Source organism: Brevibacillus sp. MER 51, from assembly GCF_023714195.1.
In the GTDB taxonomy this organism is placed as follows: Bacteria; Bacillota; Bacilli; order Brevibacillales; family Brevibacillaceae; genus Brevibacillus.
On sequence record NZ_JAMAUS010000016.1, the window covers coordinates 40,339 to 63,845 of the forward strand.

Here is a 23,507-nt window from a genome sequence, read left to right on the forward strand (position 1 = left end):
GAAATCGAACAGCTATTGAGACAGTCTAGGACTTTATTTCAGGGGCCCATGGCTGCCTCCTTTTCAAAATAGACAGACTATTATACAATTAAGGACATAACCGTTAATCAACCGTTATTGGCTTTACATAGAAGGGGGAGTGGCGCGTCATGATCAATTCGGATCGATTGTGGGATCGATTGGGACAGCTTGGCAACGTCGGGAAGCAAAAGGCGGGCGGCATCACGCGGTTGTCTTTTACGCCTGAGGAAAGGGCGGCAAAAGATCTCGTCACAGGCTTTATGAAAGAAGCAGGTCTCACCGTTCGCGAAGATGAGGTTGGGAACTTGATTGGGCGAAAAGAAGGGAAAAATCCGGCCGCTCCTGTCGTTTTGGTTGGCTCGCATATCGACTCCGTACCAAATGGCGGCGATTATGACGGCCCACTTGGCGTGCTGGCTGGCGTAGAAGTTTTACAGACGATGCAAGAACAGGGAATCGAAACAGAGCATCCGATCGAAGTCATCGCGTTCACAGATGAAGAAGGAACACGTTTTGGTTACGGGATGATCGGCAGTCGCGGTATCGCGGGTCTGATCAAGCGTGACGAGCTGGAACAAGCAGACAAGAATGGGGTCACGATTGCCGAAGCAATGCGACAAACAGGGCTTGATCCAGACCGCACCAGTCTCGCCGCGAGAACGCCTGGAAGTGTAAAAGCTTATGTGGAACTACATATCGAGCAAGGTAAAGTACTGGAAAGCCGCGGCCTATCTGTCGGGATCGTGACAGGAGTGGCGGGCCCGCTCTGGTTGAATTTCGTGCTGGAGGGAGAAGCCGGTCATGCCGGGGCAACGCCGATGAATTTGCGCCGTGATCCGATGGCAGCAGCCGCTCAAGTGATGCTGGTCATCGAGGAGGAAGCCAGACGGACAGGAACCAGTGTAGGAACGGTTGGACGCCTGCAAGCATTCCCGGGCGGGGTGAATGTCATTCCTGGACGAGTCGAGTTTTCGCTTGATTTGCGCGATGTAGACGAAGCGATCCGCGATGAAGTGGAACAGCGCATTTACGAACGGGCCAAAGCGATTTGTGCTGAGCGCAATGTGACGTTGAAAGTAGAGCTGCTGCAACGCATAGCTCCTGCTATATGCTCGGACGATATCCAGCATGCTGTAGCAGAAGCGTGTGAGGCAGAAGGCTTGGAAGCATTTAGACTCCCGAGTGGGGCAGGGCATGATTGCATGCAGCTGGTTGAGCTGTGCCCGGTTGGCATGATTTTCGCCAGGTCCAAGGATGGCATTAGCCACAACCCGGCAGAGTTTACGACAAAAGAGGATTGTGCGAACGGAGCACAAGTACTGTACCGTACCGTTTTATCCTTAGCAAAATAGGCATATGAGATAGTAAGTGGGGGAGCCACGAAAATCAGGAGGAGAGCGGCATGACAGCAACAGCAGTGGTAACACTTAATAAGGCGGTCGAAGAAATCAAGGATCAGGTAATTGCGTGGAGACGCTATTTGCACGAGAACCCCGAATTATCCTTCCATGAAGAAAAAACAGCACAGTTTGTATACGAGACATTGCTTTCTTTTGGCAATCTGGAAGTGTCCAGACCGACGAAAAACAGTGTGATGGCCAGATTGATCGGTTCCCAGCCTGGAAAAGTGCTTGCCATGCGCGCTGACATGGATGCATTGCCGATTACGGAAGAGAATACGTTTGAATTCGTCTCGAAAAATCCTGGTGTCATGCATGCGTGCGGACACGACGGACATACTTCCATGCTGCTCGGAACGGCAAAGCTGCTGTCCGGGATGAAGGATCAGATCAAGGGAGAGGTTCGTTTCTTCTTTCAGCACGCGGAGGAAGTATACCCGGGCGGAGCGGAGGAAATGGTACAGGCAGGCGTCATGGACGGCGTAGACATGGTGATTGGTACGCATCTGTGGTCGACGATGGAGTTTGGGACAGTGGGTATCTGCCCAGGTCCAATGATGGCAGCTCCCGATACGTTCTGGATCACGGTACTTGGAAAAGGCGGACATGCGGCGCTCCCGCATGAAACGATCGACAGCATCGCGATTGCGGCACAAGTGGTGACCAACCTCCAACACATCGTATCCCGCAATGCGGATCCGCTCGATAATCTGGTTCTCTCTGTCACGCAATTTGTGGGGGGAACGACACACAACGTCATTCCGGGTGCGGTAGAGATTTGCGGGACAGTCCGCAGCTTTGACAAAAATCTGCGCGAGTCCGTTCCGGGACTCATGGAACGCGTGATCAAAGGCATTACAGAAGCACATGGAGCAGGGTATAAATTCAAGTATGAATTTGGCTATCGCCCGGTTATCAACGATGCCGAAGTGACGAAATTGATGGAAGAGGTCGTGGAAGAATCATTGGGAGCAGAATGGGTAGAGCATATGCGCCCAACCATGGGGGGCGAGGATTTCTCGGCCTTCCAGCAAAAAGCGCCAGGCTGCTTCTTCTACGTCGCCGCCGGAAACAAAGAAAAAGGCATCACATATCCGCACCACCATCCACGTTTTACAATCGACGAGGATGCGCTCGAAGTCGGCGTAAAAATGTTCGTCAACGCGGCCAGAAAAATCGTGATGGAATAGAAACAGGGTAGCGATCATTCTCCAGTCATAATCCAAAAGTAAGGCAGCTTGTCAATGTGGCAAGCTGCTTTTTTACGTTTATCTCCCAATAGAGCCCACAATCCGGGACTCAGGTAGTGGTACAAAATGTGTGTTTTGTTGTGTTTGCGATTGATAAGTTGTGTATTTAATTTGTAATTAATTGTTTTTTCTTTTGATTTTAATAAACCCTCAACACTCCAGCTATAAAATGAATGCAAACAGACCTGGATTCTTTCTAAGTGATAGGGATCGGGGCAGAAAAAGGGAGGCTTGATAATTACGTAAGCAAGTGATGAAGCAAATCAAGCCGATGAAAAGAAAATGAATTGAGATCCGAGGAGGAGAGACATCATGAAAAAAATCCTGAACCAAAAAGGACTTGCTGCCCTTTTAACAGTTACAACTCTCGTTACCGGTGGAGTCATCGCACCAGCTCCATTTCTGAATTCGTCTGTTTATGCGGCGGCAGAGGCGGCGAAAGAACTCCCATCTGAAAAGCAACTCTATCGTTTCCTGTTTGAGAATAGCATAGAGGATAGCTCAGAATCTCACTATCCTGTGGAAGTGTTCGGAACACCAACGTTCGTGGAAGGACGTGTAGGATTGGGGAAATCCATTCACTTCCAGTCAACCTCAAAGGACAATGCAACCTGGATAGATCTGGGTGAAAATGACGAGTTGAAGTTTGGGGAAACTCAAGATTTCACCATTGCCTTCTGGGTGAAATCTCCTGGCGTTGACGCTGATCCTGGCATTATCTCCAATAAAAACTGGTCAAGCGGTGGTAACGTGGGGTGGTTCATCGGACTGCAAGGTTCTACGTTAAAGTGGAATTGGCGCACATCCGACAGCTCCCGTCTCGATGCAACGATTCCAAACATTGCGGATAATGCATGGCACTATGTCGTCGTTTCTCATGATCGGGATGAACAGGCAACGATCTACGTCGACGGTAAAGTAGCAAAAACAATCGATATCAGCCAATCCAAGGGAACAATCGACACTAGCTTCACTACCAAGATTGGAGTAGATGGCGCTGGAAACCATTTTGGAAACCGCTATGACGTACAGTTGGACCAGTTGCAGATTCTGAGTCGTACCGTTACAGATGAAGAAGTAGCTGATAGTTACGCAAGCGCTCCGAAAATTCCAGTGAAGAGCATTTCATTGGATCAGAAGGAGCTCGAATTGAAAGCTGGAGCAACGATGCCTGTTACAGTTGTAATTTCCCCGAAAGAAGCGTCCGTTCAGGATGTCAGATGGAGTTCCAACAACAAAGAAGTCGCGAAGGTCGAAATGGTCAATGGACGCCCAACTGTTGTAGCAGGTAAACCGGGCAAAGCAAAAATCACAGTGAAAACTGTCGATGGAGGCAAAACGGCGAAAGCGGAAGTAATCGTTACAAATTCGATTGACGTATCGGGAGATGGCCTCCTAACCGAGGAAGATTTGAACGTCATTTTGAACAACCAGAAAAGCCGCGCTGGTGACTGGCGCTGGGAAAAAGCGCAACACGCGGATATTAACAATGACAAGAAAGTGGACAAAGCCGATGTGGAGATGATGAAAGAAAAGCTGGCTCCTTATAAGAACGATTTCCTTTACAGACGTGTCGTGGTTATCGGCATCGATGGTGCAGGGAATGCAGTCAAGGATCCGGAAGCAAAAGCGACGAATATCTTGAAATTGATCGAAGAAGGTGCTGGAACATTTGAAGCCAAAGCAGAGCTGCCCACGATCAGTGCGCAAAACTGGGGATCTATCCTGCATGGCGTCACTCCTGACAAGCATCAATTGACAAACGATAGCGTAGCGGCTACTCCTTATCCGGAGAAAAACGAGTATCCTTCCTATATGAAGCTGTTGAAACAAGAGCGTCCTAAGCTCCAGCAAGCTTCCTTCGCTACATGGAGCCCGATCAATATCGGTATCATTGAAGATTCAGCAGGTTCTTACAAGCAAAATAGCGGGTCGGATGAAGCGACTGCGAAAAAAGTAGTCGATTATATCAAAAAAGAGGGTGCAAATACTCGCAACATTTTCGTTCATTTAGATGAAGTAGACGGGGCTGGTCACAATCAAGGCTATTTCACACCGGCATTTTATAAAAAGCTCCAAAAAGCAGATGAGTATGTAGGTAATATCCTCGAGGCACTGGAAGAGGAAGGACTGATGGAGGATAGCCTGATTATCATTACGACTGACCACGGTGGGAAAGGGACAGGGCATGGGGGTTCTTCACCGGGAGAACAGACGATTTTCTGGGCGGCAAAAGGTGGCTCCATCACGCCTGGTACAGAGCTCTCAGAGGTAGTAAACACAGACACTGCCGCCGTAGTAGCCCATGCGCTTCGGGTGGAATTGCCTGAAAATTGGGATGCTAAAATTCCAGAAGGGTTGTTTCAAGACAACAAGTAAAAAGACCCTGGCTGTTTTTAACTGATTCGAAAATTTTAAAAAGAAAAAAGTTATTCCTTATTCCACCGTGGTGTAATAGGGGATAACTTTTTTCTTTCCAGAAAGTGACAACGCAACTAGTACAGACGAATCAGCTTTTGCCAAAAGGAAGTTTTTCTACTTGCGTCCTTGATCTTTGCCAACTCGATTTTGGCATCCATAATGTCATTCATTGCCTTGGTCAAGCGGCGATCTCGTTCCTTCAGGTTGTTGGTAATATAGGTTTCCTGCTTTTCTACACGGGCTAACAGTGCCAAGTAGGCAGCGTCTTGTTGCTGGACATGGGAAGCCAAGGCATGCAGCTTTTCATCCAGTTCTTCAATGACGGCAGTATGGTTCAAAGCTGGATGTGAGGAAACAGGGGCAGGGGGGAATGCAACCGCAACGGCTGTTTCCTTTCGGGCAGGTTCAGGTGAGCTTTGCGTAGCAACCATTCGGGCAGCTTCATCTTGCGGAATGAGTTGATCCTTTGTTAAGGTATAAAACCGCTGAAGACACGTAATATCTACCTGCCTGTACTCCCGACGATTCTGACTATCTCGCAAAAACCAGTAGCCATGCTGTTCTAAGAGCATGCTCCACTTGCGCAGGGTGCTGGCCCCAATACCTAACAGTCCCGCAACTTCTCTGCCACTGTATGTTCTCTCCCGTGCCAATAACTCGATAACCTCTCCCATGGAAATCCCTCCTCTGGCGTAAGTCCGCTCATCTCTTGCTATACCGTTTCTGTACGTGAAAATGGTTTTCCTTTTGGAATCGTGCGACAAAATCTCACAGTGTTCGTGAACGGAGGACGGTTTTGGCGTCATTATGCCACCAGACGACAAAGTTGGTAAGAGAGTGTAGGGTAAAATAAGGACAAATGACGGACGGGTACAAGTACATTTTCTCTTTCACTCCGCATTTGCTCAATAGGGCTATGCCAAATGTACATAGGATGCATGAGAAGGAGGGATTGACCATGTCATTTAAAGACCAAGTAAAAAAATTCGAAGGCAGAAATGTTAAGGTTGCTACTGTAGACGGTACTTTTTTCGGCCGTCTGGTACAAGTAAAATCGACCACTATTATTTTGGAAGAACGCAATGGTAATCGCCGCACCATTATTCGTGATTCAAAAATTGTTGCTGTTACAGAGCATGACGGCGACGATTGCTAAGTTCTGATTGTAGAAAATTAGAGTTTGTTTCTCAGGCTGTCGAGTGATCGACGGCCTTTCCTATTCTTTACACCCTGCGGCATGGTAACATAAAAGGGACTGAAAAAACGCTGCGAATAGAGGGGGTACCACTATGTTGGATATTCGGTTTCACGGACATTCTTCCGTGCAAGTAACAAGTGAAGGGCATTCAATTATGATTGATCCATTTATTTCAGGAAGCCCAGTGGCAGCAACCAAGCTGGAAGACATCTCGGTTCAGTACATCCTTCTGACACATGGACACCAAGATCATATTCTGGATGCGGTAGAATTGGCCAAGAAAAACGATGCGACAATCGTTGCAACCCATGAGCTTGCTACCTATTTGAGCTGGCAGGGAGTCAAGACCATCTCGATGAATCTGGGAGGCTCTGTCAAACTGCCATTTGGAAAAGTGAAAATGACACAGGCGTTCCATAGCTCCGGTGTTGTGTTGGATGATGAAAAACAAATCGTGTACATGGGAATGCCAGGGGGCTTTGTGATCGAGCTGGGTGGAAAAACGATCTATCACGCAGGGGATACAGGGCTGTTCGGTGACATGAAGCTGATCGGAGAGCGTCATAACATCGATTTGGCGTTCCTGCCGATTGGCGATGTGTTCACAATGGGACCTGAGGATGCAATCGTGGCTGCTGAGTGGGTACAAGCAGATTTCGTTGTGCCCATTCATTACGATACATTCCCGCCGATTAAACAGGATGGGGAAGCATTCGTGGCTGAGCTGGCTGAGAAAGACATCAGAGGCAAGGCATTGAAGCCAGGAGAGACGTTGCGTCTGCCATAACACGATCTCGATACATATTACCGCTAATCTACGGAGGATGGATTAGCGGTTTTTTTCTATGTATGTGGCTGCGTGGGGAGAAGAATATTTCCAGACTAGGCTCCAGGCTCCGTCCTACTGAGGGCTGAGACTGTCCGCTCCGAAGGGATTCGCGGGGAAACGCAAAAGTGGTAGCCGCTTCGTAGCCCGGGCACGTTGCGTTTCTTTTGCCCGCGAATCCCTTCTCCGCTCGGTAGGACTCCACAAGTCGCTACGTCTGGAAATATTCTTCTCTGTCGTAACTGATTACGTTCTTCAATCTTTTAAGGCATGTAAGACTCGGTTAACACGGAAAGCTCGTAGAGGAAACAGGAGAAATAAGCGAAGATCTTAGGGACACCGACCGAGGCGCAATGAAAAAAAGAGAAACAAGCTTTTAGCGTCCACCTCTGAGACACCTCCTGAATGGAGACTTTGGACGCGGGTTTCGCTTTTTTTCATGGAGCCGGGCAGTCAATCCCCCAGCGGGTGGCCCTAGAAGCTGGAGCGTTTTCTCCTGTTTCCTCCCCACCACTACAGCACGAACCAAGATTTTTTACCCAAAAAGAAATCTCTGAAACTAGCATGAAAAGAGAAGGACCGCTCATAGATATAGAAGAGGAAAGAAGAGAAAGAAGAAAGGGTGACTTCCTGGATGAGATTGGTGCACAATAGTCTTCTATTTCTTGCGGGAGTGGTCCTCTATTCACTGGGTGGTCTTGCTTTTCCAGACGGTGGAGCCTGGTATGATTCCCTTGCAAAGCCTGATGGAACACCGCCAATCTACTTGTTTCGCATCATCTGGCTCATTTTATATGCACTCATAGCATGGTCGTTGTTGATCTTGATTCGAACGAAGCAGATAGACCGTGAGCTTTTGCTCCTCTATGGAATCAATTGGTTTTTTCATCAACTTTTTTTCGTGTTGTTTATCGGTTATCAACTGCTCGTGTTGGCTGCGCTGGATACCATTCTGGTGATGTATTCCACATGGGTACTCATTCGCGCCATTCGTCCCCACCACAAAATCGCATCCTCGCTGCTCATCCCTTATTTCATGTGGAGCGTGTTTGCGATGTGTCTCGCGATTGGCTTCTGCCTACGCAACCTGTGAGTACAATAGCAATTACAGGCCCTCGACGAGTCGGCTGGCTCGTGCTGTCGCTTCTCTTTTTATTTCCTCCCAATGGAGGGTTTGGAATTGGCGCTGATGCATTAAAATTTTTCCGTTCACAATGGTTGTATCCACATCGGCTCCCGTCGCGCTGTAGGCAAGCAGGGCAGGGATGTCATGTACAGGCTGGAGGTGCGGTTTATCCAGATCGATCAGGATGAGATCGGCTCGCTTTCCGGCTTCCAGTGTTCCGACCTCGTGATCGATTGCAAGCAGCTTTGCACTTTCGATGGTAGCCATGCGCAAGGCCGTTTCAGCAGGCAGTACCGTTGGATCACCGTGCTTGAGCTTTTGCATCCAAGTCGCGGCTTTGATCTCGGCAAACATATCGAGAGTCGTAGCGCTGCCGGCACCGTCTGTTCCCATCCCGACAGTGACCCCTGCCTCGATTAGCTCCCTGACAGGGGCGATGCCGCAGCCGAGCTTCAAATTGCTGACAGGATTGTGTGCGACACCGCCCCTCATCCCGCGAAGAAGCGCGACATCGGATTCATTCAGATGAACAGCATGCGCGAGCAAGACGTGCGTATCGGCGAACATGCCCAGTTCGTGCAAGTACTCCGTGGGAGTCTGATTGTACTTGGCCCGGATTTTCTCTCCTTCCTCAATTGTTTCGGCCAGATGGATGTGGAGTGGGATTTGGCGCTTGCGGGCAAGCTCTATGACTCCTTGCAAGGGCTTTGGCGGGCACGTATAAGGAGCGTGCGGACCGAGCATCGTCGTGATTCTGCCATCGCCAGCTCCCGTCCAGTTGTCGATGAGGTCCAAGGCTTCGGCCATTCGTCGTCCTCCGTCATCCTCGATAAAGACCATGCCGCGAGTCAGGGAAGCACGTATCCCGGAATCAAGTACCGCTTGGGCAACAGCATCCATATGCACGTACATATCGGCAAAGGCGGTCGTGCCAGAAGCGATCATTTCCGCGATTCCCAGTGTTGTTCCCCAGTAGACATCTTCTCTTGTCATCCGGGCTTCAGCCGGGAGCATCTTTTTGTCCAACCAATCCATCAGCTTGAGATCATCGGAAAAAGCACGCAGCAAGGACATGCTGGCATGGTTGTGAGCATTGATGAGACCAGGCATCGCTAGCCTATTTTTAGCCAGTATGACACGGTCTGCCTCCTCTTCAAGGGATGGTCCGATTTTGGCGATTCGACCATCCACGATCCAAATATCCCCGAGAAATGGCTTCTCTCCTTCAACCATCGTCCATATCATGCAGTCTTTAATCAGTAACGTTTTCATGGGAAAATCCTCCTTTTTATTCCTAGTTGCGATGCAAGCGTAAAGCTTGACGCCGCGAGAAAGTCAAGGAGGGAATTTTTTGAAAAAGGGAGAACAAATTCAGACGAGTTGTGCTGAGCTTTGCAAATTTGAAATATTGTTTATTAGATAACAATTGACGAGAGAAATAACGCTACATAAAATGTAGATAAGATTTGGGGGAAGAAAGAGATGTCACATATGTTAAATGGAGGGCTTGTCAGCCTGCAAGCAATCTTGGATCAATTGAAGCCTTCGGAGCGAAAAGTCGCTGATTATATCCTGGCTCACCCGGAAGATGTCGTGAAGCTATCTGTCCAAAAATTGGCGGAATATAGTGGGGTATCCGAGGCGACGATTATCCGTTTGGCTCGCTCTCTTAATATGAAGGGATATCAGGAGCTAAAGCTGCGCGTCGCGGGAGATTTGACGAAACAGACGGCGATAGGCAGCTATCAGGAGATTATGATGGAAGGTTCAGTTGAATCGATTATGCAAGCGGTCAGCTGGAACAATATTCAATCCATCCAGGATACGCTCTCCGTCTTGTCTAACGAAGAAGTAAAGAAAGCAGTCGACGTGCTGTCGGTAGCCAGGAAGATCGATGTCTACGGCGTCGGTGCATCGGCAGTCATTGCTGACGATATCCGGCAAAAATTTTCGCGGATTAACTTGTGGTGCGAGGCTTATTCGGATTTTCACGCTCAATTGACGTCGGCAGTCACTTTAACGGAAAAAGACGCAGTTATCGGCATATCTTATTCAGGACAGACCGAAGACATTATTCAATCGTTGACGGAGGCCAAGCAGCAGGGAGCGACCATCATTACCCTGACCAAATTAGGCCCCTCGCCAGTAGCCGAATTAGCCAACATCCGGCTGTTCACCAGTTCAGTAGAAAAAAGCATTCGCAGCGGAGCCATGGCCTCTCGCATTGCCCAATTGAACGTCATCGATATTTTGTTTATTACCATGATTAGCAGGATGCAAGAGCAAGTCATTCCCCTGTTGGAAAAATCAAGGCTTGCTGTGAGTCGGACGAAACGTTCATCGACGTAGGAGAAGGGAGGGAAGACATGGACGATCTGGAGCTGCTTTTGCAAGGATGGGTGGACAACGGTCTGCTCCCGGGAGCTGCCTTGCGAATCGTACGTGATCGTCGTATCTGGTATGCGTGTGATGTCGGAACGACGAGTATCGCCAAAGACCAGCCAGTGACGCCGGATACCATGTTTGACCTGGCGTCACTCACCAAAGTGACAGCGACGCTGCCTGCTATCCTCCTGCTTGTGCAGGAGGGAATGGTAGCGCTAGATGATCAGATTGGTCGGTTTTTTCCCGATTGTCCCGCTGATAAACAGCGGATCACACTCGAACAGTTGCTTACGCATACCTCAGGAATGCCGGCAGATTTGACAGAGAGAAGGCGAGACAGCGAGATCGATTTGCCCGAGTTGCTGTACGCGCAAGAATTGATTTGCGAGCCAGGGACCCAGGTAATTTACAGTGATTTGGGCATGATTTGGTTAGGCCTCGTTATCGAGCAAGTAACAGGAGAGCACTTGGACCAGTTTGTCACTCGGCGTATCTTCACCCCATTGGGCATGGCGCATACCGTTTTCTGTCCCGATCGAAAAATTTATCGGAATATTGCGTCTACTGAATGTTGTATCCTCACCAATGCCTACATTACAGGCGAGGTTCATGATGAGAAAGCATTTGCGATGGGAGGGGTTGCCGGACATGCTGGACTTTTCTCAACGGCTGACGATCTTTGCCGATACGCGATGAGCTGGTTGTACCAAGATCCTCGAATACTTGCGAGCGAATGGTACGAACTGGCGATACGCAATCATGCAGAGCAAGCAGGGGGGAGTAGAGGGTATGGCTGGGAGCTTAATCAAGCATCCACCACGTTGAGCTGTGGAAGCGGCTTTCATCGTAAGAGCTTCGGACATACGGGCTTTACGGGTACCAGTATGTGGATCGACCCAGAGCAACAGTTTGCAGTCATCTTTCTCACTAACGCCGTTCATCTGGGCCGCAATCATCAGCTTCGGCAATTACGACCGATTTTGCACGATGCTGTTACGGCTCAGCTTTTGCAGACCTAAGGGAAGAAAAAGGGGAGGGTTTTCGCATGAAGCAAATTCGTTTTCGCTATGTAGCTTCTATCGTGTTGGCTGCGGTTATGGTGGTGACAGGATGTAGCAGTGGGGGAACCCAAACAGAGTCTGGCGGCGGTCAGGGTGGAGGACAACAGGTAACACTCTCCATGCATAGTTGGCGAGTAGAAGACACGGAGGGCTACAAAGCAATTATCAAAGCTTTTGAGGCAGACAATCCGAATATCAAAATCGACTTCAAACCATTCAAAGCAACGGAGTACAATACCATCCTCAACACGGCGCTCCAAAGCGACAGTGGTCCAGATATTTTGCAGCTGCGTCCCTACGCTCCGGGGATTGCCCTGGCTGAAGCCGGACATCTGGAGCCTCTTGACAATGTGCCAGGCATATCTACCATCCCAAAAAAAGTCCTCGCAGCGGCCACAGGTAAAGACGGTAAAGTCTACGGTGTCCCACTATCCCTGAACTCGACGCAATTTTACTACAACAAGAAAATCTTCGAACAAAATGGACTCCAGCCACCGAAAAGCTGGGATGAACTGATTGCGACAGCCAAAACATTGAAAGAAAAAGGAATCGTCCCGATCTCATTCGGAGCAAAGGAAGGCTGGCTCCTCTCTCTCAGTCATGGTGTGATTGCTCCAGCTAGCTACAGCGGAACGGACTATCTCGACAAGCTGCTAAAAGGAGAAAGTGACTTAAAAAGCGCCGAGTTCCTCCAATCCGTGCAGCGTATGCAAGAACTTATCCCTTATTTCCCGGAAAATTATGTGGGTCTCGAATTGAATGATATGCGGACGTTGTTCGCCACGGAAAAAGCAGCGATGTTCATCAATGGCAGCTTTGAATTGGAAGGTATCAAAAAGCTCAACCCCGATTTGCCACTTGATTTCTTTCCGATGCCAACGAATGACGGAAAACAAGTCCTGACAACCTGGGTCGATGGTTCCTATGCCGTCAATGCCAAGTCCAAACACAAAGCCGAGGCATTGAAGTTCATGGAATTCATGGCGACGAAAAAGTTCGGGGAGCTATTCGCCAATCAGTTCGAACGAATCAGTGCGGTGCCAGGCGTATCGACAGACGATCCGTTGGTAAACAAGATGGCAGAACTGTCCCAATCAAGCGCCACACCCTATTTGATGGTCGTCAACTTCGCGGAAGGAAAACCGACCACGAAGCAAACATTGGAAAACGCTCTCCAAGGCATGTATTTAGGCAAGCTCACCCCTGAGCAGGTCGCAGAAGAAGTACAAAAGTCGGCGGCTACCTGGTTCCCTCCCTTTAAAAAGTAGAACATAGCAGACGAAAAAGGGGAGTGGACCTGAGTTGGGTTCACTCCCGGCTTCTGAACAGACCGCGATGATTTTCAGAAAAAAGGGGTGGGTATCATCGAGACGGTAAACCGGAAAAGCATTCGAACAAAGGGGCAAGTTCGCTGGCTGATTCACTTGTTTCCGCTGCCCGCGCTTGTTATTTATACGTTGTTTGTCGTGTACCCGATCTTTTCGGCCTTCTTATACAGCCTGTACGATTGGAATGGCATCAAGCGGGGGGTTTTTGTCGGACTGCAAAATTTCATTACGCTATTTACAGTAGAGCCTTTCAACGAAATGTTTTGGAACGCTTTTCGGCATAACGTCTTCTACTTTGTGGTCGAAATGATTGTGCAAAATGGGATTGCCTTCGGTCTGGCTTTTCTCATCTATCGCAAAATACGAGGGTCCGGGTTTCTCAAGATCGCTTATTTCATGCCAAGGCTGTTGTCTGTTATCGTGATTGGGTTTTTATGGAAATTGGTTTTAAATCCGAATTACGGTGCGCTTAATACCATATTGGAGAAAATCGGTCTTGGAGAGTGGGCCAGACCATGGCTCGGGGACCCGGATACAGCGCTTCTCGCGATCATTTTGATTAACTGCTGGTTTGGCATAGGCTTTGCCATGCTGATCTTTCTGGCGGGACTGCAATCGATCCCGGAGGATTTGATCGAAGCGGCGAGATTGGATGGGGCAACAGGCTTGCGGATGCTGTGGAAAATGATTTTGCCGCTGTGCATGCCAGCGATCACGATTATGACGATATTTACGTTCATTCAAGCGTTTGAAGCGTTCGAGCTCGTCTACGCCATGCAAGGCTCGATGGGTGAGCCGTTTTATTCCACGGATACGCTGGCGGTATACTTTTATCGCATGGCGTTTAGCAGCGGAGCTGGAGATGTCACACTCGGGCTCGGTTCGGCATTGGCTGTCGTGTTGTTTTTCATCGTCGGATCTGTGTCGGCGCTATCACTCTATTTGATGAGGAAACGAGAAGTCCAACACTAATTGCGTGTTCCTGAGTGGAAAGGAGGATGCGATGTGAAGATGACTGTGGGTGGGAGAGCTGTTTCGTATGTGCTGGCGTATTTATTTGCATTAATCGCGCTATATCCGATCGTACTGATGATTTCTTCTTCCTTGAAAACAAATAGGGAGATATTCGCGAGTCCGCTCTCCCTTCCGAAGACGTTTAGTCTGGATACGTACAAAAAGCTGTGGGAAGCCGTGCCGTTTGCCGACTTTTTATGGAACAGTGTATTTGTCAGTGCTCTGTCTGTCTTGCTCATTACGGTGTTTTCAGCGATGGCGGCCTTTTACTTGTCGCGTTTTTCCTTTACATGGACAGCGGGACTGTATTTCTTTTTCATTATTGGCCTGATGATTCCGATCAAGCTGGGGATCGTTCCCTTGTTTTTGCTGATGAAGAATCTCGGCCTCTTGAATTCTCTTTGGTCGCTGATCCTGATCTATACGGCGAGTGGCATTCCGATCTCTGTTTTTATTTTGACGGGCTTCTTTCGGACGTTGCCGATTGAGCTGGAGGAAGCAGCGCGGATCGATGGATGCAGCCATTTTCAGGTGTTTTGGCGCGTACTCCTGCCTCTGATTCGTCCGGCTTTGGCTACGGTGGTCATTATTAATTTCATCCATGCGTGGAACGACTTTTTCTTCCCGTTGATTTTCATTCAAGAAGAAGCGCTCAAGACGATTCCGGTAGGCATGATGGTGCTGTTTGGAGAATATGAAACGGATTGGAGCCTGCTGTTTGCTGGGCTCACGTTGTCTGCGTTACCGATGATCGTCGTGTTTTTGATGGCATCGAGGCAGTTTATGGAGGGGTTGACGGCAGGTGCAGTCAAGTAATGGAGAAAAGTGGTTTGTCGGGATCGATGGGGGCGGAAGCAAAACCAGAGCAGCCATCTGCAATGAGGCGGGACAGGTACAGGCAATTGCGGTGGGGGAATCATCAAACCCGCTCTCCAGGAGCTGGGCGGATGTGGAAGCTACGCTACGCCAACTCATTGATACTGTAAGGATAAAGGCAGGTGCGAAAGAAGAAGACGTAGCCGGTCTGTTTATTGGGCTTGGCGGTGCAGATCGTCCGCAGATCAAGGAAAGAATTCAGCATGCCTTTGCCGATGAGTGGGGAGAACGGCTATTGATTGATAGTGATGTCATCGCAGCTCTTTACGCGGGGACGTGGGGGCAGCCAGGCGTCGTACTCCTTGCCGGTACAGGCTCGATTGCCTGTGCCTTTTCAAAAGAGGGGGCGAGGCATCGTGTAGGTGGATGGGGCTATCTGGTAGGGGATGAGGGCAGCGGATTTGATTTGGGCAAAAAAGCGGCAAGCGCCGTATTGCGCGAATACGATGGGCGCGGTGAATCGACAGTACTGACGCGACTGTTTATGGACCACTATGGCGTTGGGCGTCCTGATGAGCTGATCAGCCTGATCTACGGGGGAAGCAATCCCCGAATGGAGTTGGCAAAAACGAGTCAGCTCGTGGAAAAAGCCGCAACTATGGGCGATCCGGTGGCGAATGCTTTGATCATGCAAGCAGTAGAGGATTTGCTGGAATTGGCCGATGCTTGCTTAAAAAAGGTTCAGGAGCCTGTACCAGTTGTTTTGGCGGGAGGATTGTTAAAGGCCAGTACAATCCTTTGTAAACAACTGATTGGGGGAGCTTCGTTTCAAACGGTCATTCCCACGGTATCCCCTGTCGTCGGAGCGCTGGTAGCGGCTATCACAAAGCTGGGCTTAGTTGTAGATGAAAAAATGGCAGAGCAACTGCGTGTCAGTGCAGAGGTACTGGAAAAATCGCATAATTAAATTTTCCGGGGGATGGAAACAACAGAGCGAATAGGGTAAAATTGGGTGAGAATAGGATTTGAGAACGATGTAGGCTATTTCCGTAATTTGGAGTAGCCGTTTTCTCGTCCCAGGAGGGAGGGGCACGATGAAAAATTTATTGGACAGTGGATGGAGAAGTGGTCATCTCTATCGTTCCTTCTTTGATCAAATGATTCAGGCCACTTTTCTGCTCGATCAATTTGGTAGAGTTTTTAAAGGCAATCCTGCCTGCCAGGTGTTGAATGGCTACTCCGTAGAAGAATGGGAAGGGTCCTCATTTTGGAAGCTGGCTATTTCGGAAGAACAAGAAATGGTACGCCTTCAAACACAATTTGCGATGAATGGTGATCCGAGACCTTTTTTCACTGCTTTTCGTCATAAGGATGGGACAAGCATTCCCGTGCATATTACATATGGAACCTTTTGGGAGGAAGGCACATCAATTGGGTATTATGCGATGGTGCAGAAGCTTCCGGCCCCGTTTGGGGACAGCTATGGTTCCAAACAGTGCAGAGTATTGGATATTTCCGGTGAAGGTGCGTTCATTTTCCGTGCTGGGGAGCTTCAATATGTCAACCAAGCAGGGATGAAGCTGGTTGGGGCTTCCGGCTTGGACGAGCTGTTATGGTATCCATTTCAGTCTTTTTTCCATCCCCATGATGTACCGAAGATCAAGGGTCTGATCCGCACTTTGGAAGAAGAGGAAACGGCCTCGCCAATAGAGGTCGAGCTGATCCGCTTGGATGGCAGTCGGACGGACGTAGAAGTATGTGGAACATCTATGACGATCCAGGACAAGCTCTCCATGTATATATTGATCCGAGATATTACGGAACGCAAACGGGCGCAAGAATTTTTGCAAAACTCGGAAAAACTCGCTCTGGTCGGGCAATTGGCGGCAGGGATCGCGCATGAGATACGCAATCCGCTTACCTCGTTAAAGGGCTTTGTGCAATTAATGCAAAAGGATGGCATGAGAAAGCCAGAGTATTTTTCGATCATGAGCTCGGAATTGGCGCGAATCGAGATGATTGTCTCAGAGCTGTTGGTCTTGGCGAAGCCGCATACGGCTGTGTTTGAAGCTCGCGATCTCTCCAACCTGATCACGCATGTGGTTACGCTCTTGGAGACGGAGGCGATTTTGAAAAAGGTCATGATTCAGGTCGTTTTCGAATCGGAAGTCCCCATGATCCATTGCGACGAGAATCAGTTGAAGCAAGCCTTCATTAACTTTTTGAAAAATGGGATCGAAGCGACCTCAGGCAATGGAGAAATTGTGATTCGACTGCGGTGTGAAGATGACCGAGTCGTCATTCGGTTTGAAGACAATGGAGTGGGAATCCCCGCCCATCAGATAGCGAGATTGGGAGAGGCCTTTTTCACGACGAAGGAAACGGGGACGGGCCTGGGATTGATGGTGAGCCGCAAAATCATCGAGAACCATCGGGGAACTTTGCGGTTGATAAGCACCCCAGGTAACGGAACAGCAGTCGAGGTATGCTTGCCGATCAGCAGCTAGGAGGACGACTGGATGAACAAAAATACGGTACTGACAGCAGGCTTCGCCCAAATCCCCAAGGGAACTACCTTGTACGAGGTTTCTACCATGGTGGGCTGTGTACTCATCATTGATGTAGACGCCGAAGTGATTTGCGACGCCAGCTTTACCTTTGTCATGGACAAGACGAGCGAGTTTTTGGTGAGCTTGCTTGTGGGCAAGACAGTTGCAGATGGCATGCAGGAGATCACGAAGGCGATCCAAGAACGCTTTTTAGCACCTGGTCAGGGAGCTGTCTTGCAAGCCATCCGTGCAGCTATTGAGCGATATCATGAAAAAAAGTGTAAAGCTACCCAATAGCCGGAGGGTTGAATATGCATGAGAAGCACGACGTTAGAGAAGCGTATGCAAGACAGTTGCTGGAGCGTTATAGCCAATGGCTCGGCAACATAGAAGAAGTCGAGCTTGGCGAGGTTGAAGCGTTATCCCGTGAGGTAGACAGCATGCTGTCGGAACAGGACAGTGCCTTGCATGCGGAACTGCTAAAGCAGATTGTGGAGTTGCGCAATAAGGTAACCGAAATGATGTGGATCTCCGAGCATATGAAGATTTTGCACGATCTCAGCCACATTTTTGCGAAAACGTTTGAGGAAAGCAAAATTTTGTGGAAAGCATTCGAGCTGGTCTCGCGCGTAATGCGTGCAGATGCTTTCTTTATCGCCTTTTATGATGAAGGCGACAGTGAGATCAAAATTCCAATCAGCATCGATAACGGGGTCAATTATGGTCCGCTCACCATTCCCTATGGGCAAGCGATGGTGTCCAAGGTGATTGATACAAGGGAAACCATCCACATCAAGACGATGAAGAACGAGCCAAGCGAACCAGAAATGATCCGCTGGGGAAGCCCGGAAATTGATACGAATACATGCATTTTCGTTCCACTCATGCTGGGGAATCAGATCAAAGGCGTTATTTCTGCCCAGTCTTATCGCGAGTTTGCTTATAAAAAAGAGCACGAGGAACTACTGAAAATCATTGGTTTTCAGGTAGCAAGTGCTATCGAAACGGCGCGTTTATATGAGCGAATGTACCAGATGTCGTTTCAGGATGAGCTGACAGGGATTGCGAATTATCGTGCTTTCCATCGTGATTTGGAAAAGCTGCTGGGTGAAGAGGATGCGTCTGTCTCTTTGATCATGCTGGATTCAGACAGCTTAAAAACGGTGAACGACCATTATGGTCATCATGCAGGGGACGCACTGATTAAACAAATTGCCGAAGCGATGAAAGAAGTGGCGGGACCAGAGGATACTGCGTATCGTTATGCGGGAGACGAGTTCATGCTGCTCTGCCCCGGATCGTCGATGGAGATGGCGGAGGAAAAAGCGCATGCCATTCGGGAATATTTGCGCTTGCGCCCGTTAACACAGGACGATTGCTGCATCTTGATAGCGGTCAGTGTTGGCATCGCGCGCTACCCTCAAGACGCAAACACGGCAGATGGCTTGAAGCGGGCAGCAGATGAGGCACTGTACCGCTCCAAGCGCAAAGGGAAAAACTGTACGACCGTGTATGCAGCCGGCTAAGCTTTCTGCCGACGCATGGCGAAAAGAAACGTCAAAACTGGCGAGATCCACAGGTAGATGACGTAAGGCAAGTATTCCACTGTAGATACATGCAAGGTAGCGGTAAAGAATGCACCACTTACCCCCCATGGAATGAGTGGGTTGACGAGTGTCCCGCAGTCTTCGAGAGTACGAGACAGTCGTCTGCCCGCCATTCCGCGAGCTGTGAATGCTTCACGAAACATCTGCCCAGGGAGCAGGATGGACAAATATTGTTCTCCTGTCAGCAGATTCACGAGAATAGAAGAAGATCCGGCTAGTCCGACCATTTCAGCGTCCCGTTTGATTCGATTGATGAATCCGGAAAAGAGTGCATGAAACACACCGCTGTATTGCAGGATGCCGCCTAAAGACAAGGCAATCAAAATCAAGGCGAGGGACCAGGTCATCGACAACAGTCCACCGCGGTCTACAATCGATGCAACGGCTTCATTGGCGATATTGCTGGTGAAGCCTTTTTGCATGACGGTCATCCATTCGACCGGAGAGGTAACTCCTTCGGAAAGAGCAGCTGTGACAATCCCGCTCAAAATCCCGAATACCAATGTAGGCAAAATCGGTTTTCGCAGCGCTGAGCATAACAGGACGACGAATGCAGGCAGCAGCGATAAGAGGCTAAGCGAGAAGTTTTGTTCCAAAGCAAGCTGGATTTCTTGAATGGCGTCAAGATTCACGCTGGCGCTTTGTCCTTGAATTCCGAAGAAAATCGCGGTAATGACAAGGGCAGGAACGGCAGTGCGTGACATGAACTTGACGTGCTCCGACAAGGAGACGCCCGCAATGGCTGCTGCAAAGTTGGTCGTGTCGGAGAGCGGCGACATTTTATCCCCAAAGCAAGCTCCACAAATAATGGCTCCAGCTGTAATCAACGGATCAAGTCCGAGTGCAGTGGAGACCCCCATCATAGCGACCCCTACCGTACTAACCGTGGTAAAAGAGCTTCCTGTAACAGTCGAGACGATCACCGTCAGAAACAGGGCGGAGAGTGTGAAGTACTCCGGTGAGATGAGCGAAATGCCGAGGTGCAGAATCATCGGAACGGTCCCACTCATCATCCACACCCCGATCAAAATGCCGATCAAGGAAAGAATCAGCATGGGGGCGATCGCGGTTTGAATTCCTTTGATCAAGCCCTCCTCCATTTGCTTCCACGGAACGCCGAACAGGAAGAGGAGAGTGGCAGCTCCTATGGTTGCGAGGAAGAGCGGCATATGCGGTTCAACTTTTCCCCAGAAAAGGGCAGGAAACAAGATTCCGAATACGGTGACAAGCACCCAAATACTTTGTGAAAAAGATAATGGCTTGTTCATAATGGCAACTCCTTGTTAAATCAGCCTGAAAGCAGTGAGAAGGCACGTTTTTACTTTCGCACTTTTGTGCTTTCTTGCTTTTTTGCTTTTGTGCGTTCAAGTGTTAGTGGTACTTTATCCTGAATTACTTGTTTCGTCAACGAAATCGGGTGAATTCGGAATCGTAAAATAATTCAAGGCAGTGGGCGGACTTTTTGTGCGCTTTTTATAATAAGAACTTATTTAAAATTATTATAAAAAGATATTGACTTTAAAATTTTATCGAGTAGAATGATAATTGTTCCTAGTTGATAATAATTATAATTTGATAATAAGGAAAGGGGGAGCCGTTCATGTATGATGTCATCATCATCGGGGGAGGACCAGCTGGTGCTTCCGCTGCCATTTATACAGCTCGTGGAAATCTAAAGACGCTCGTCATCGATAAGGCACCCGGAACAGGGGCACTTGCCCTGACACATAAAATTGCCAACTACCCAGGGGTTGAAGGCGAGATGACTGGGAAAGAACTGTTGGATAAAATGCGCAGACAAGCGGAGGGCTTCGGTGCAGAATTCATCCAGACTACGATTTCTGCGGTAGACGTAGAGGATGAGGATAAAAGCATCTTCACGGCTCATGGTACTTTCCAAGCGAAGGCCGTGATCGTAGCGACTGGTTCCAAAGGGCGCAACCGTATGCTTCCAGGAGAAGAGCAATTGCTCGGACGAGGCGTGAGCACATGTGCGACATGCGACGGAGCTTTTTATGAAGGCAAGTATGTGGCGGTAATCGGTGATACGGAGGAAGCATTGGAAGAAGCACATGCACTGACCAAATTTACGGACAAGATCACCTTCTTGGTGCCGCGCGCTGATCTCCAAGGGGTAGATGGACTACCTGAACTGCCGAATACGGAAATGCGTTTCCGTACGCGCCCATTGGAAATAGTGGGAGAAAAAGCGGTCGAAGGGTTGCGCATTCGCACGGCAGAAGGGACGGAAGAAATGCTATCCGTAGACGGGGTCTTCGTCTTCCTGTCTGGCAGCAAGCCGGGTACCGATTTCTTGGATGGACAGGTTCCCCTCGATGAGGAAGGCTTTATGATTCTAGATGAGTTCATGCAGTCTTCTGTTCCAGGCGTATTTGGAGCGGGAGAGGTGCGCAAAACACCTGTGAAGCAAGCAGTAGTCGCTGCGGCAGACGGTGCCATTGCGGCTATGGCTGTAGACAAATACATCAACAAGCGTTCAAAAGTTGTCCCCCAATACAAATAGAAGAACAGGAGAGAAACAAACATGGCACAAGCAATCGTATACTCCAGCACCAATTGCAACTTCTGCAAGGAATTAAAGAAGTATTTGACAGAACAAAACATTTCTTTTGAAGAACGCAACATCGATGAAAAGGAAGAGTACGGTCAGGAGCTGAGCCGTTTAGGCGTGATGTCTGTTCCCTTGACAGTCATTGGTGAAAAGCAAATTTTGGGCTTCAACCCGACACGTATCAAAAAAGCACTGGCAGCATTGGAAGAAGCTGCGAAGTAATTTTCATTAGATAACATATAAAAGGAGAGATTTATCATGACAACAATGACAACCCAACAAACTGTTCAACTTCAAGTAGGAAAACCAGCACCTGACTTTAACATGCTCACGACCAAAAACCTTGAGACACTGGAAGAACGTGTGTCGCTGGCTGATTACAAAGGAAAATGGTTGATTTTATTCTTCTGGCCGTTCGACTTCACATTCGTTTGCCCGACAGAGGTTACTTCATTTAGTGACAACATGGAAGAGTTCGAAGATTTGGATTGCGAAGTGCTGGGGGTATCCACGGATAGCGTACATACGCACCGGGCATGGATCAAAACACCTCGCGATGAAAACGGCATCGGTGAAGTAAACTTCCCGCTCGCGAGCGACTTCAAAAAAGAGACGGCACGAGCTTATGGCGTCCTGGACGAAGAGACCGGTGCAGCTCACCGTGGCTTGTTCATCATCGATCCAGACGGCATTCTGCGCTACCAAGTAGTTACGGACATGAACGTAGGCCGCAGCGTGACAGAAACAACTCGTATTTTGCAAGCTCTGCAGGCTGGCGGTCTGTGCCCGGCGAACTGGAAGCCAGGTCAGAAGACGCTGTAATCAAAGAAAAAGCATTTCTTCTATAATATAGAAGAAAGACAATCCCACCCATCTATTGCAGACGGAGGGATTGTCTTTTTTTATGGAAGGAACGAGGAGGGATGGAGCTAACTTTGATGATTCCATGCCTCTGAAAGCAGCTCGTTGTTGATGCTCATTCCAGCGGCAGAACCTAGAGCAGCAGCAGTTATCACTTGGTATTGTGTAGTAGCTGCATCGCCTGCACTGTAGACACCCGGTACGCTCGTTTTCCCAAAGCTGTCGACGATGACCGTTCCTGCTTCCGTTACCTGGCAGCCTAATGCTTGCGGCAACTCAGATCCAGCCGCGAGTTTTGGAGCAAAAAAGATCCCCTTGCACGAAATGCTATCGCCATCTGCAAGGTCAACGCGCTGTACCATCCCATCGATAGATACAATTCGCTCAATCGGGGAGTCATAGACAGGAACGCGATGCTGCAACAGCTCCAACCTTTGTTCTTCTGTGAATCCATCTGGTCCATTGGTGCAGATGGTGTATTGATTGGTCCAACCTGACAGCATTTTTGCCAAATGCAATGCCTTTTCCCCGTTGGCGATCAAGACGAGTGGCTGGTCGCGTAATTCCCATCCATCGCAATAAGGGCAGACAAAAGCGCTTTTTCCATACACTTCTGCCAATCCGTTAACAGGTAGAGGAAGATCCTTCATTCCCACTGCGAACAGCAGCTTTTTGCTTTGATAATTCGTTCCCTGTGCAGTCGTAATGAGGAAATTTCCATCTTGTCCCGTTATCGTTACAGCCGTATCCTCCACGAAACGGACGGTGGGGTAGGCGCTGATTTGCTCTCTTGCAATGCGACGAAATTCGCCCGGAGTGATGCCGTCTCTCGTAAGAAAGCCATGTGACTCACGTGTAACCCGATTGCGTGGACGGCCTTCATCGATAACGACGACGCTTTTTCTTGCCCTGCCAAGTGCGAGAGCGGCACTCATACCTGCTGGTCCGCCGCCAATAATCCCTACATCGATAAGTTGATTCATGTTTGTATACCACCTTTGCAGATTCTTTATATCTGTAATAAAAATAAAATAACTATTATAGACCTGTAATATCTATTATAAACGAACCT

The 23,507-nt window shown here is 48.9% G+C and carries 22 protein-coding genes; 18 read left to right on the forward strand and 4 right to left on the reverse strand.

Features of this window, described 5'->3' with window-relative positions; genetic code table 11:
• Positions 1-149: 149 nt before the first annotated feature.
• The 3 genes from M3630_RS25725 (at position 150) to M3630_RS25735 (ending at position 5,050) form a co-directional block, all read left to right on the forward strand.
• Positions 150-1,373, forward strand: a complete 1,224-nt coding sequence (locus M3630_RS25725) for a Zn-dependent hydrolase (RefSeq protein WP_251253974.1) — start codon at positions 150-152, stop codon at positions 1,371-1,373.
• Between the two features lie 50 nt (positions 1,374-1,423).
• Positions 1,424-2,611: a M20 family metallopeptidase gene (locus tag M3630_RS25730; protein ID WP_251253975.1), complete on the forward strand. Its 1,188-nt coding sequence runs from the start codon at positions 1,424-1,426 to the stop codon at positions 2,609-2,611.
• 372 nt (positions 2,612-2,983) lie between these two features.
• A complete protein-coding gene (locus tag M3630_RS25735; protein WP_251253976.1) occupies positions 2,984-5,050 on the forward strand; it encodes an alkaline phosphatase family protein in 2,067 nt (688 codons plus the stop codon).
• 116 nt (positions 5,051-5,166) lie between these two features.
• On the opposite strand, the gene M3630_RS25740 is transcribed toward M3630_RS25735, so the two are convergent.
• On the reverse strand, positions 5,167-5,766 hold the full coding sequence (locus M3630_RS25740; RefSeq protein WP_221867539.1) for a helix-turn-helix domain containing protein: 600 nt from the start codon (positions 5,764-5,766) through the stop codon (positions 5,167-5,169).
• Positions 5,767-6,050: 284 nt separating this feature from the next.
• On the opposite strand from M3630_RS25740, the gene M3630_RS25745 reads away from it, so the two are divergent.
• From M3630_RS25745 to M3630_RS25755, 3 genes are all read left to right on the forward strand, one after another.
• A complete protein-coding gene (locus M3630_RS25745) occupies positions 6,051-6,248 on the forward strand; it encodes a hypothetical protein (protein WP_173608913.1) in 198 nt (65 codons plus the stop codon).
• Between the two features lie 133 nt (positions 6,249-6,381).
• The gene (locus tag M3630_RS25750; protein ID WP_232773646.1) at positions 6,382-7,077 is read left to right on the forward strand and encodes a metal-dependent hydrolase; all 696 of its coding nucleotides are present in this window, start codon (positions 6,382-6,384) and stop codon (positions 7,075-7,077) included.
• Between the two features lie 673 nt (positions 7,078-7,750).
• On the forward strand, positions 7,751-8,209 hold the full coding sequence (locus tag M3630_RS25755; RefSeq protein ID WP_251253977.1) for a TspO/MBR family protein: 459 nt from the start codon (positions 7,751-7,753) through the stop codon (positions 8,207-8,209).
• Positions 8,210-8,221: 12 nt separating this feature from the next.
• Here M3630_RS25755 and M3630_RS25760 read toward each other — a convergent pair whose 3' ends face one another.
• The gene (locus M3630_RS25760) at positions 8,222-9,514 is read right to left on the reverse strand and encodes an amidohydrolase (protein ID WP_251253978.1); all 1,293 of its coding nucleotides are present in this window, start codon (positions 9,512-9,514) and stop codon (positions 8,222-8,224) included.
• A gap of 219 nt (positions 9,515-9,733) precedes the next feature.
• On the opposite strand from M3630_RS25760, the gene M3630_RS25765 reads away from it, so the two are divergent.
• The 9 genes from M3630_RS25765 to M3630_RS25805 all read left to right on the forward strand — a co-directional run bounded on the left by M3630_RS25765 (position 9,734) and on the right by M3630_RS25805 (position 18,921).
• Complete coding sequence (locus M3630_RS25765) at positions 9,734-10,591, forward strand: MurR/RpiR family transcriptional regulator (RefSeq protein WP_483298476.1); 858 nt, start codon at positions 9,734-9,736, stop codon at positions 10,589-10,591.
• Between the two features lie 17 nt (positions 10,592-10,608).
• The gene (locus tag M3630_RS25770) at positions 10,609-11,646 is read left to right on the forward strand and encodes a serine hydrolase domain-containing protein (protein WP_251253980.1); all 1,038 of its coding nucleotides are present in this window, start codon (positions 10,609-10,611) and stop codon (positions 11,644-11,646) included.
• 26 nt (positions 11,647-11,672) lie between these two features.
• A complete protein-coding gene (locus tag M3630_RS25775; protein ID WP_251253981.1) occupies positions 11,673-12,956 on the forward strand; it encodes an ABC transporter substrate-binding protein in 1,284 nt (427 codons plus the stop codon).
• Positions 12,957-13,043: 87 nt separating this feature from the next.
• The gene (locus M3630_RS25780) at positions 13,044-13,988 is read left to right on the forward strand and encodes a carbohydrate ABC transporter permease (RefSeq protein ID WP_251253982.1); all 945 of its coding nucleotides are present in this window, start codon (positions 13,044-13,046) and stop codon (positions 13,986-13,988) included.
• A 33-nt stretch (positions 13,989-14,021) separates the two neighbouring features.
• Positions 14,022-14,846 (forward strand): carbohydrate ABC transporter permease, encoded by an 825-nt coding sequence (locus M3630_RS25785; protein WP_251253983.1) that lies wholly within the window; start codon positions 14,022-14,024, stop codon positions 14,844-14,846.
• Positions 14,833-15,813: an N-acetylglucosamine kinase gene (locus tag M3630_RS25790; RefSeq protein WP_251253984.1), complete on the forward strand. Its 981-nt coding sequence runs from the start codon at positions 14,833-14,835 to the stop codon at positions 15,811-15,813. Before M3630_RS25785 ends, M3630_RS25790 begins: the two co-directional genes overlap by 14 nt.
• A gap of 127 nt (positions 15,814-15,940) precedes the next feature.
• Positions 15,941-17,353 carry a PAS domain-containing sensor histidine kinase gene (locus M3630_RS25795; RefSeq protein ID WP_251253985.1) on the forward strand — a complete coding sequence of 471 codons (1,413 nt, stop codon included), beginning with the start codon at positions 15,941-15,943 and terminating at the stop codon, positions 17,351-17,353.
• Positions 17,354-17,365: 12 nt separating this feature from the next.
• Positions 17,366-17,692 carry a DUF3870 domain-containing protein gene (locus M3630_RS25800; RefSeq protein WP_251253986.1) on the forward strand — a complete coding sequence of 109 codons (327 nt, stop codon included), beginning with the start codon at positions 17,366-17,368 and terminating at the stop codon, positions 17,690-17,692.
• 14 nt (positions 17,693-17,706) lie between these two features.
• Positions 17,707-18,921 carry a sensor domain-containing diguanylate cyclase gene (locus M3630_RS25805; protein WP_173608902.1) on the forward strand — a complete coding sequence of 405 codons (1,215 nt, stop codon included), beginning with the start codon at positions 17,707-17,709 and terminating at the stop codon, positions 18,919-18,921.
• On the opposite strand, the gene nhaC is transcribed toward M3630_RS25805, so the two are convergent.
• Positions 18,918-20,270 carry a Na+/H+ antiporter NhaC gene (gene nhaC, locus M3630_RS25810; RefSeq protein ID WP_173608901.1) on the reverse strand — a complete coding sequence of 451 codons (1,353 nt, stop codon included), beginning with the start codon at positions 20,268-20,270 and terminating at the stop codon, positions 18,918-18,920. The two genes, M3630_RS25805 and nhaC, sit on opposite strands and share 4 nt — an antisense overlap.
• A gap of 332 nt (positions 20,271-20,602) precedes the next feature.
• Between nhaC and M3630_RS25815 the strand changes: the two genes are divergently transcribed.
• The 3 genes from M3630_RS25815 to M3630_RS25825 are packed head-to-tail and all read left to right on the forward strand — an operon-like array spanning position 20,603 to position 22,396.
• Complete coding sequence (locus tag M3630_RS25815; RefSeq protein ID WP_251253987.1) at positions 20,603-21,526, forward strand: NAD(P)/FAD-dependent oxidoreductase; 924 nt, start codon at positions 20,603-20,605, stop codon at positions 21,524-21,526.
• Positions 21,527-21,547: 21 nt separating this feature from the next.
• A complete protein-coding gene (locus M3630_RS25820) occupies positions 21,548-21,796 on the forward strand; it encodes a glutaredoxin family protein (RefSeq protein WP_173608899.1) in 249 nt (82 codons plus the stop codon).
• Between the two features lie 45 nt (positions 21,797-21,841).
• Entirely contained in the window at positions 21,842-22,396 is a 555-nt protein-coding gene (locus M3630_RS25825; RefSeq protein ID WP_173609140.1) for a peroxiredoxin, read from the forward strand.
• 107 nt (positions 22,397-22,503) lie between these two features.
• Here the strand turns inward: M3630_RS25825 and M3630_RS25830 are convergent, their stop codons facing one another.
• On the reverse strand, positions 22,504-23,418 hold the full coding sequence (locus M3630_RS25830; RefSeq protein WP_251253988.1) for an NAD(P)/FAD-dependent oxidoreductase: 915 nt from the start codon (positions 23,416-23,418) through the stop codon (positions 22,504-22,506).
• Positions 23,419-23,507: the final 89 nt, after the last annotated feature.